The sequence below is a fragment of the Pseudomonas sp. EGD-AK9 genome (genome assembly GCF_000465935.2).
Taxonomy (GTDB): domain Bacteria; phylum Pseudomonadota; class Gammaproteobacteria; order Pseudomonadales; family Pseudomonadaceae; genus Aquipseudomonas.
The window spans coordinates 1-10,155 of sequence record NZ_AVOF01000072.1; the positions used below are offsets into that span (position 1 = coordinate 1).

At 67.0% G+C, this 10,155-nt stretch carries 9 protein-coding genes; 4 read left to right on the forward strand and 5 right to left on the reverse strand.

Annotation, left to right across the window (positions count from 1 at the left end):
* Positions 1 to 22 precede the first annotated feature (22 nt).
* From N878_RS03955 to N878_RS03975, 5 genes are all read right to left on the reverse strand, one after another.
* Entirely contained in the window at positions 23 to 910 is an 888-nt protein-coding gene (locus tag N878_RS03955) for a branched-chain amino acid ABC transporter permease (RefSeq protein WP_031302716.1), read from the reverse strand.
* Positions 911 to 971: 61 nt separating this feature from the next.
* Positions 972 to 2,186 carry an ABC transporter substrate-binding protein gene (locus tag N878_RS03960; protein ID WP_021442392.1) on the reverse strand — a complete coding sequence of 405 codons (1,215 nt, stop codon included), beginning with the start codon at positions 2,184 to 2,186 and terminating at the stop codon, positions 972 to 974.
* Between the two features lie 95 nt (positions 2,187 to 2,281).
* Entirely contained in the window at positions 2,282 to 3,004 is a 723-nt protein-coding gene (locus tag N878_RS03965) for an ABC transporter ATP-binding protein (RefSeq protein ID WP_021442393.1), read from the reverse strand.
* Positions 3,001 to 3,774, reverse strand: a complete 774-nt coding sequence (locus N878_RS03970) for an ABC transporter ATP-binding protein (RefSeq protein ID WP_021442394.1) — start codon at positions 3,772 to 3,774, stop codon at positions 3,001 to 3,003. Before N878_RS03970 ends, N878_RS03965 begins: the two co-directional genes overlap by 4 nt.
* Before the next feature lie 290 nt (positions 3,775 to 4,064).
* Positions 4,065 to 4,646 carry a peroxidase-related enzyme gene (locus N878_RS03975; protein ID WP_021442395.1) on the reverse strand — a complete coding sequence of 194 codons (582 nt, stop codon included), beginning with the start codon at positions 4,644 to 4,646 and terminating at the stop codon, positions 4,065 to 4,067.
* A gap of 210 nt (positions 4,647 to 4,856) precedes the next feature.
* On the opposite strand from N878_RS03975, the gene N878_RS03980 reads away from it, so the two are divergent.
* The 4 genes from N878_RS03980 to N878_RS03995 form a co-directional block, all read left to right on the forward strand.
* The gene (locus N878_RS03980; protein ID WP_021442396.1) at positions 4,857 to 6,020 is read left to right on the forward strand and encodes an isovaleryl-CoA dehydrogenase; all 1,164 of its coding nucleotides are present in this window, start codon (positions 4,857 to 4,859) and stop codon (positions 6,018 to 6,020) included.
* A gap of 121 nt (positions 6,021 to 6,141) precedes the next feature.
* Positions 6,142 to 7,749: a carboxyl transferase domain-containing protein gene (locus N878_RS03985; protein WP_021442397.1), complete on the forward strand. Its 1,608-nt coding sequence runs from the start codon at positions 6,142 to 6,144 to the stop codon at positions 7,747 to 7,749.
* A gap of 76 nt (positions 7,750 to 7,825) precedes the next feature.
* Positions 7,826 to 8,626, forward strand: a complete 801-nt coding sequence (locus tag N878_RS03990; protein WP_021442398.1) for a gamma-carboxygeranoyl-CoA hydratase — start codon at positions 7,826 to 7,828, stop codon at positions 8,624 to 8,626.
* Positions 8,623 to 10,155 (forward strand): acetyl/propionyl/methylcrotonyl-CoA carboxylase subunit alpha (locus N878_RS03995; RefSeq protein ID WP_021442399.1); only part of this gene is annotated, 1,533 nt, incomplete at its 3' end. The genes N878_RS03990 and N878_RS03995, both read left to right, overlap by 4 nt.

Genomic DNA, 10,155 nt, shown 5'->3' on the forward strand with positions numbered 1-10,155 from the left:
TTGATCTGCAGACTGGTCATGCTCATGCCTCCTTACCGAAGAGTCCCGCGGGACGGGTCAGCAGCACCAGCACCATCACCAGGAACACGATGGTGTTGGCCGCCTCGGGGTAGAACACCTTGGTCAGCCCCTCGATCAGGCCCATCGCCAGGCCGGTGACGATGGCGCCCATGATCGAGCCCATGCCGCCGATCACTACCACGGCGAACACCACGATCAGCAGGTTGGCGCCCATGGTCGGGGTGACCGAATAGATCGGCGCCGCCAGCACACCGGCGAAGGCCGCCAGGGCCGCACCGTAACCGTAGGTCAGGGTGATCAGCAGCGGCACGTTGATGCCGAAGGCCTGCATCAGCTTGGGGTTCTCGGTGCCGGCGCGCAGGTAGGAGCCGAGACGGGTGCGCTCGATCATGTACCAGGTACCCAGGCACACCAGCACCGCCGCCACCACCACCCAGGCGCGATAGGTGGGCAGGAACATGAAGCCGAGGTTGTAGCCACCCTTGAGCTGCTCCGGCATCGGGTAGGACAGCCCGGAGACGCCGAACAGCTTGACGAAGCTACCCTCGACGATCAGCGCCAGGCCGAAGGTCAGCAGCAAGCCGTAAAGATGATCCTCACCGGCGATGCGCCGCAGCAGGCCGCGCTCGATCGCCATGCCGAGGACGCCGACCAGCAGTGGCGCCAGCACCAGGGCGACCCAGTAGTTGACGCCCAGGTAGCCCAGGCCGAGCACCGCGGCGAAGGCGCCGAGCATGTACTGCGCGCCGTGGGCGAAGTTGATGATGCGGAGCAGGCCGAAGATGATCGCCAGGCCCAGGCTGAGCAAGGCGTAGAAGGCGCCATTGATCAGGCCCAGGAGCAGCTGGCCGAGCAGAACGCTCAGGGGGATGCCGAGTACCATTGTCATGATTGTTTACCCGCTGGAAGTCCGTGACACCCGGCCGCCGGCGACCGGGTGATGGCGCCGCTCAGTTCTTCGCCACCAGCCTGCACTGGCTCTCGGCCAGCGGCCGGTAGGCCTCGGCGCCGGGGATGGTGCGGACGATCTTGTACAGGTCCCACTCGCCCTTGGACTCGGCCGGGGTCTTGACCTGGGCCAGGTACATGTCGTGGACCATGCGGCCGTCGGCGCGGATCTGGCCGTTCTTGGCGAACATGTCGTTGACCGGGGTGGCCATCATCTGCGCGCGCACGGTCTGCGCATCGTCGCTGCCGCTGGCCTTGATCGCGTTGAGGTAGTGCATGGTGGCCGAGTAGATGCCCGCCGGCACCATGCCCGGCATCTTGCCGAAGCGCGCGTGGTAGCGCTGGGCCCAGGCGCGGGCGTCTTCGTTCATGTCCCAGTACCAGCCGGTGGTCAGCATCAGCCCCTGGGTCACGTCCAGGCCCATGGCGTGGATGTCGTTGAGGAACACCACCATGCCGGCCAGCTTCTGCCCGGACTGGGCGACGCCGAACTGGCTGGCGGTCATCAGCGAGTTGACCGTGTCGGCGCCGGCGTTGGCCAGGGCGATCACGTCCGCGCCGGAACCCTGGGCCTGAAGGATGTAGGAGGAGAAGTCGCTGCTGGGGAAGGGGTGGCGCACCTTGCCCAGCACCTTGCCGCCGTCGCCCTCCACCACCTTGGCGATGTCGTTCTCCATGGCGTGGCCGAAGGCGTAGTCGGCGGTCAGCACGAACCAGCTCTTGCCGCCGTCGGCCAGCAGCGCCCTGGCCGTGCCGTTGGCCAGCGCGTAGGAATCGTAGGTCCAGTGGATATGGTTGGGCGAGCAGAACTCGTTGGTCAGGCTGGAGGCCGCCGCGCCGGAGATCAGCGCCAGCTTGCCGGACTGCTCCACCACCTTGCTCGCCGCCAGCACCACCGAGGAGGCGACCATGCCGGTGACCATGTCGACGTTGCGCTCATCGACCCACTGGCGCACGGTGTTGGCGCCGACATCCGGCTTGTTCAGGTCGTCGGCGCTGAACACCACGATCTTCTTGCCGTCGACCTGGCCGCCGAAGTCCTCGACGGCCATCTTCAGCGCCTCCAGGCCGCCCGGGCCGGAGAGGTCGCGGTAGGTGCCGGACATGTCGGCCAGGTAGCCGATGCGGATTTCGTCGTCGCTGATCTGTGCCTGGGCGGCGCCGGCGAACAGGCTGGAGGCGAGGATGGCGCTTGCAGTCTTCTGGAACGGATTCATCTGGTTACCTTCCGATTATTGTTGTTGTACGGGCGAAGCGACCCCGAGCCGGCGCACGCAAGTGCGCCGTGCAGCCAACTGCGGGGAAGAACGGATTAAACGCCTAGGCAGCGATTGAGCAGGTCCTGCTTGGCCTCCAGCTCGGCGGCGGCGATCTCCTCGACTATCTGGCCGTGATCCATCAGGTAGTGGCGGTCGGCCAGCGGCGCGGCGAAGCGGAAGTTCTGCTCCACCAGGACGATGGTCAGGCCCTTGCGTTTGAGCTTGACCAGCACCTCGGCGAGCTTCTGCACTATCACCGGGGCCAGGCCCTCGGTGATCTCGTCGAGCAGCAGCAGGTTGGCGCCGGTGCGCAGGATGCGCGCCATGGCCAGCATCTGCTGTTCGCCGCCGGACAGCCGGGTGCCCTGGCTGAAGCGCCGCTCGTAGAGGTTGGGGAACATCTCGTAGATCTCGTCCAGGCTCATCCCGCCGCTGCGCACCATGGGCGGCAGCAGCAGGTTTTCCTCGACGTTGAGGCTGGCGAAGATGCCGCGCTCCTCCGGGCAGTAGCCCACACCCAGGCGCGGGATCAGGTGCGCGGCGATGCCGAGGGTCTCGTTGCCGTTGACCACGATCGAGCCGGTGCGCCGGCCCACCAGGTTCATGATCGCGCGCAGCGTGGTGCTGCGCCCCGAGCCGTTGCGACCGAGCAGGGTCACCAGCTCGCCGCGGCGCACCAGCAGGTCGATGCCGTGCAGGATGTGCGACTCGCCGTAGAAGGCGTGCAGGTCGCTGACCCGCAGCTGTTCGTATTCGGGCACGTGCAGGCTGGTCATGGCTGCACCTCCGCGACTGCCGCTTCGCTGCCCAGGTAGGCCTCGCGCACCAGCGGGTCGGCCGATACGCTGGCGTAGTCGCCCTCGGCGAGGATCGCCCCGCGCGCCAGCACGGTGATGCGGTCGCACAACTGGCTGACCACGCTGAGGTTGTGTTCGACCATCAGCACGGTGCGCCCCACCGCGGCGCGGCGTACCAGGCCGATGACCATCTCCACGTCCTCGCCGCCCATGCCCTGGGTCGGCTCGTCGAGCAGCAGCACGCTGGGGTCCAGCGCCAGGGTGGTGGCCAGCTCCAGGGCGCGCTTGCGCCCGTAGGGCAGCTCCACCGTCAGGGTGTCGGCGAACTCCAGCAGGCCGACCTCGTCGAGCATCTGCCGGGCCCGCTCGTCGAGCGCCCGCAGGCTGCGTTCGGATTTCCAGAAGTGGAAGGAATTGCCCAGCTTGCGCTGCAGCGCCACGCGCACGTTCTCCAGCACGCTCATATGGCCGAACACCGCGGAGATCTGGAAGGAGCGCACCAGGCCGAGCCGGGCGATCTCGTTGGGCTTGAGCCCGGTGATCGGCCGGCCCTGGTAAAGGATCTCGCCGCGGCTGGGGGGAAGGAACTTGGTGAGCAGGTTGAACACCGTGGTCTTGCCGGCGCCGTTGGGCCCGATCAGCGCGTGGATGTGCCCTTGCCTGACCCGCAGATCGACCGCGTCCACCGCGGTGAAGCCGCGGAATTCCTTGGTCAGGCCGCGTGTTTCCAACACGAACTCTGGTGACATGTGGAGCCCTCTAACCTTGCTTGTTGTTATTCGGTTATGGCGCTGCAGAAGTTATTACCTTTACGTAAACGACAACATCATACGAAAGTCTAGATCCGACTTTTCGGTCGCATACGGACGCGAAAACGGGAAGGTGATCACACCACCCTGCCCCGCGCTGGCCGGCGGCTACACCCGGCCGCCAAGCTGGAACCGAGTATAGGCAGGCGCGGATGAATTAATACCGGACAAAAAAACTGGTTGGTTATGCGGAAATATCGCAACCGAGGCGACCGGCCGGCGCCGCGATCTCAGCGCGGCACCCGGCCCATCAGGTAGAACTCCTCGTTCGGCGGCGTACCGGCCAGGGTCACCAGGCGGTTGGACAGGCCGAAGAAGGCGGCGATGGCGCCGATATCCCAGATGTCGTCGAGGTCGAAGCCGTCCGCCAGCAGACGCGCCTGCCAGTCATCATCCAGGCCGCCGCGTTCGAGGCCGACGTGCAGGGCGAAGTCGAGCATCGAGCGCTGGCGCTCGGTCAGCGGCGCGCTGCGCGGGTTGATCGCCAACTGGTCCGCCAGCAGCGGGTCCTTGGCGTAGATGCGCAGCAGCGCGCCATGCGCCACCACACAGTACAGGCAGCCGTGGCGGGCGCTGATCGCGACCACGATCATCTCCCGCTCCGCCGGGGTCAGGCTGGCGGATTCACGCGTCATCAGCGCGTCGTGATAGGCGAAGAAGGCGCGGAACTCCTCCGGCCGGTGCGCCAGCATCAGGAACACGTTGGGCACGAAGCCGGCCTTTTCCTGCACGGCGAGGATGCGCTCGCGCAGGTCCTGCGGCAGTTCGTCGAGCGAGTCGGGGATGGGAAAGCGGCTGATCGCGGCGTTCATGGGAGGTTCCTTATGGTGGTCGTGGTCCCGCAAGCCTGATCCTATTGCCAGCGAGCCGGCGGCGACGGGTCGGGGCACAGCCTCGGTGCGCTGGATCGCCTGCTCGCGGGAGTTGACAGGCGGCGAAGTCACCTTTACGTTAACGTAAAGCAACGAAACCTGCCAACCTGTACCCATCGCCCCGCCGATAACGACAATCAAGGTGCCCCCATGACCTACCCCAGCCTCAACTTCGCCCTCGGTGAAACCATCGACATGCTGCGCGATGCGGTCCACCTCTTCGCCCAGGCCGAGCTGGCCCCGCGCGCCGCGCAGATCGACCGCGACAACGAGTTCCCCATGGACATGTGGCGCAAGTTCGGCGACATGGGCCTGCTGGGCATGACTGTCGAAGAGGAATACGGCGGCACCAACATGGGCTACCTGGCCCATGTGGTGGCCATGGAAGAGATCAGCCGCGCCTCGGCCTCGGTCGGCCTGTCCTACGGCGCGCATTCGAACCTGTGCGTCAACCAGATCCGCAAGAACGGCACCCACGAGCAGAAGCTCAAGTACCTGCCCAAGCTGTGCTCCGGCGAGCATGTCGGCGCCCTGGCCATGAGCGAGCCCAACGCCGGCTCCGACGTGGTGTCGATGAAGCTGCGCGCCGAGAAGCGCGGCGACCGCTACGTGCTCAACGGCAACAAGATGTGGATCACCAACGGCCCGGACGCCAGCACCTACGTGATCTACGCCAAGACCGACATCAACGCCGGCTCGCGCGGCATGACCGCCTTTATCGTCGAGCGCGACTTCAAGGGCTTCTCCCGCCACCAGAAGCTGGACAAGCTGGGCATGCGCGGCTCCAACACCTGCGAGCTGGTGTTCGAAGACTGCGAGGTGCCGGAAGAGAACATCTTAGGCAGCGAAGGCGGCGGTGTGCGCGTGCTGATGAGTGGCCTGGACTACGAGCGCACCGTGCTCTCCGGCGGCCCCACCGGGATCATGAGCGCCTGCATGGACGTGGTGCTGCCCTACGTGCACGAGCGCCAGCAGTTCAAGCAGTCGATCGGCGAATTCCAGCTGGTGCAGGGCAAGCTGGCCGACATGTACGCCGGCATGAACGCCTCCAAGTCCTACCTGTACAACGTGGCCAAGGCCTGCGACCGCGGCGAGGAATCGCGCAAGGACGCCGCGGCGGTGATCCTCTACACCGCCGAGATGGCCACCAAAATGGCCCTGGACACCATCCAGCTGCTCGGCGGCAACGGCTACACCAACGAGTACCCGGCCGGCCGCCTGCTGCGCGACGCCAAGCTCTACGAGATCGGCGCCGGCACCAGCGAGATCCGCCGCATGCTGATCGGCCGCGAGCTGTTCAACGAGACCAAATAAGGCGTTTGCCAGACGTAGGGTGGAAAACCGCGAAGCGTTTTCCACCAAAGCTGGTGGATGAAGAAAGCGTCAGCTAGGCGCCCCCATCCACCCTACGGTTTACGCTACCGGAGCCGAGTAAATGGCAATTCTGCATACCCAGATCAACACCCGCTCCCCCGAGTTCGCCGCCAACAGCGCGGCCATGCTCGAGCAGGTCGAGGACCTGCGCGCCCTGCTCGCCCGCCTGCACGAAGGCGGCGGCGAGAAGGCCCAGGCGCGCCACACCGCACGCGGCAAGCTGCTGCCGCGCGAACGCATCAATCGCCTGCTCGATCCCGGCTCGCCGTTCCTCGAAATCGGCCAGCTCGCCGCCCATGAGGTGTACGGCGAAGAGGTGCCCGCCGCCGGGGTGATCGCCGGCATCGGCCGGGTCGAAGGCGTCGAATGCATGATCGTGGCCAACGACGCCACGGTAAAAGGCGGCAGCTACTACCCGCTGACGGTGAAGAAGCACCTGCGCGCCCAGGCCATCGCCCGCGAGAACCGCCTGCCGTGCATCTACCTGGTGGACTCCGGCGGCGCCAACCTGCCGCGCCAGGACGAGGTGTTCCCCGACCGCGAGCACTTCGGCCGGATCTTCTTCAACCAGGCCAATATGAGCGCAATGGGGATTCCGCAGATCGCCGTGGTGATGGGCTCGTGCACCGCCGGCGGCGCCTACGTGCCGGCGATGAGCGACGAGACCATCATGGTGCGCAACCAGGCCACCATCTTTCTCGCCGGCCCGCCACTGGTGAAGGCCGCCACAGGCGAGGTGGTGAGTGCCGAGGAGCTGGGCGGCGCCGATGTGCACTGCAAGACCAGCGGCGTGGCCGACCACTATGCCGACGACGACGAGCACGCCCTGGCCCTGGCCCGGCGCAGCATCGCCAATCTCAACTGGCGCAAGCTCGGCCAGCTCGACACCCGCCCCCCTATCGCCCCGCGCTACCCGGCCGAGGAGTTGTACGGGGTGATCCCGGCGGACGCCAAGCAGCCGTTCGACGTGCGCGAGGTGATCGCGCGTATCGTCGACGATTCGCAGTTCGATGAATTCAAGGCGCTGTTCGGCACCACCCTGGTCTGCGGCTTCGCCCGCATCGACGGCTACCCGGTGGCGATCCTGGCGAATAACGGCATCCTCTTCGCCGAGTCGGCGCAAAAAGGCGCGCACTTCGTCGAGCTGGCCTGCCAGCGCGGCATTCCGCTGCTGTTCCTGCAGAACATCACCGGTTTTATGGTCGGGAAAAAATATGAAGAGGGCGGCATCGCCAAGCATGGCGCCAAGCTGGTCACCGCCGTGGCCTGCGCTCAGGTGCCGAAGTTCACCGTGATCATCGGCGGCAGCTTCGGCGCCGGCAACTACGGCATGTGCGGCCGCGCCTACGACCCGCGTTTTCTGTGGATGTGGCCCAACGCCAAGATCGGCGTGATGGGCGCGCAGCAGGCAGCCGGCGTGCTGGTGCAGGTCAAGCGCGAGCAGGCCGAGCGCGCCGGTCAGCACTATTCGGACGAGGACGAGCAGCGCCTCAAGCAGCCCATCGTCGAGCAGTACGAGAAGCAGGCGCACGCCTACTACTCCAGCGCCCGGCTGTGGGACGACGGCGTGATCGACCCGGCGCAGACCCGCGAGGTTCTGGCCCTGGCCCTGTCGGCCAGCCTCAATGCACCGATCGAGCCGACCCGCTTCGGCGTATTTCGCATGTAGGACGCGCGGGGCCGCCTAGGCTCTGCGCCCCCTTATTCAATGTATCGGTGCGCACGGCGCACCCTACGGAATGACCATGACCGACTTCACCACCATCGAGCTTGCAAAAGACCCGCGCGGTTTCGCCACCCTGTGGCTCAACCGCCCGGAGAAGAACAACGCCTTCAATGCCGAGATGATCCGCGAGCTGATCCTCGCCCTCGACGCCGTCGGCGCGGACAAGAGCCTGCGCTTCTTGCTGCTGCGCGGCCGCGGCAAGCACTTTTCCGCCGGTGCCGACCTGGCCTGGATGCAGCAGGCCGCCGAGCTCGACTACAACGCCAACCTCAGCGACGCCCGCGAGCTGGCCGAGCTGATGTACAACCTGGCCGCCCTGAAGATCCCCACCCTGGCCGTGGTGCAGGGCGCGGCCTTCGGCGGTGCGGTGGGCCTGGTCAGTTGCTGCGACATGGCCATCGGCGCCGAGGACAGCCTGTTCTCCCTGTCCGAGGTGCGTATCGGCCTGGCCCCGGCGGTGATCAGTCCCTTCGTGGTTCAGGCCCTGGGCGAACGCGCGGCCAAGCGCTACGCACTGACCGCCGAGCGCTTCGACGGCCACCGCGCCCGCGAGCTGGGCCTGCTGGCCGAAACCTGCCCGGCCGCCGAACTCGATGCCCAGGCCGAGGCGTGGATCGCCAACCTGCTGCTCAATAGCCCACAGGCCATGCGCGCCAGCAAGGACCTGCTGCGCGAAGTCGGCAGCGGCGAACTGACGCCGGCCCTGCGCCGCTATACCGAGAACGCCATCGCCCGTCTGCGCGTCAGCGCCGAAGGCCAGGAAGGCCTGCGCGCCTTCCTCGACAAACGCACGCCCGCCTGGCAGGAGCAACAAGCATGAACCTCAAGCCTATCGACACCCTGCTGGTGGCCAACCGCGGCGAGATCGCCTGCCGCGTGATGCGCACGGCCAAGGCCATGGGCATCCGTACCGTGGCGGTGCACAGCGCCATCGACGCCACCGCGCGGCATGTGCGCGAGGCCGACCTGGCGGTGAATCTGGGCGGCGCCAAGCCGGCGGAAAGCTACCTCTTGATCGACAAGCTGATCGACGCGGCCAGGGCCAGCGGCGCCCAGGCCATCCACCCCGGCTACGGCTTTCTCTCGGAGAACGCCGGTTTCGCCCGCGCCATCGAAGAGGCCGGGCTGATCTTCCTCGGCCCGCCCGCCTCGGCCATCGACGCCATGGGCAGCAAGTCGGCGGCCAAGGCGCTGATGGAGGCCGCCGGCGTGCCGCTGGTGCCCGGTTATCACGGCGAAGCGCAGGATATCGACACCTTCCGCCAGGCCGCCGAGCGCATCGGCTACCCGGTGCTGCTCAAGGCCGCCGCCGGCGGTGGCGGCAAGGGCATGAAGGTGGTCGAGCGCGAAAGCGAGCTGGCCGAGGCCCTGGCCAGCGCCCAGCGTGAGGCGCAGTCGTCGTTCGGCGACTCGCGCATGCTGGTGGAAAAATACGTACTCAAGCCGCGCCACGTGGAGATCCAGGTATTCGCCGACCGGCACGGCCACTGCCTGTACCTGAACGAGCGCGACTGCTCGATCCAGCGCCGCCACCAGAAGGTGGTGGAAGAAGCCCCCGCCCCCGGCCTGTCACCCGAACTGCGCCGCGCCATGGGCGAGGCGGCGGTCAAGGCAGCCCAGGCCATCGGCTACGTCGGTGCCGGCACCGTGGAGTTTTTGCTGGACGAGCGCGGCGACTTCTTCTTTATGGAGATGAACACCCGCCTGCAGGTGGAACACCCGGTCACCGAGCTGATCACCGGCCTGGACCTGGTGGCCTGGCAGATTCGCGTCGCCCGTGGCGAGGCGCTGCCGATCACGCAGGAACAGGTACCGCTTAACGGCCACGCCATCGAGGTGCGCCTGTACGCGGAAGATCCGGACCACGACTTCCTCCCGGCCACCGGCACCCTGCAGTTGTACCGCGAAGCCGCCGCCGGCCCCGGCCGGCGTACCGACAGCGGCGTGGCCCAGGGCGATGTGGTCTCGCCCTTCTACGACCCCATGCTCGGCAAGGTCATCGCCTGGGGCGAGAACCGCGAGGAAGCGCGCCTGCGCCTGCTGGCCATGCTCGACGAAACCCTGGTCGGCGGGGTCAAGACCAACCTGGCCTTCCTGCGTCGTGTGCTGGCCCACCCGGCCTTCGCCGCCGCCGAGCTGGACACTGGCTTTATCCCGCGTCACGAGGCACAGCTGCTGCCGCCGCCGAGCGAGCTGCCGGAGGCCTTCTGGCAGCTGGCGGCCGATGCCTTTATCCAGAGCGAAGCCACACGCCGCCGCGCCGACGATGCCCATTCGCCCTGGGCCGCGCGCAGCGGCTGGCGCAGCGGCGGCCCGGCGGAGATCGAACTGCACCTGAACTGCCAGGGC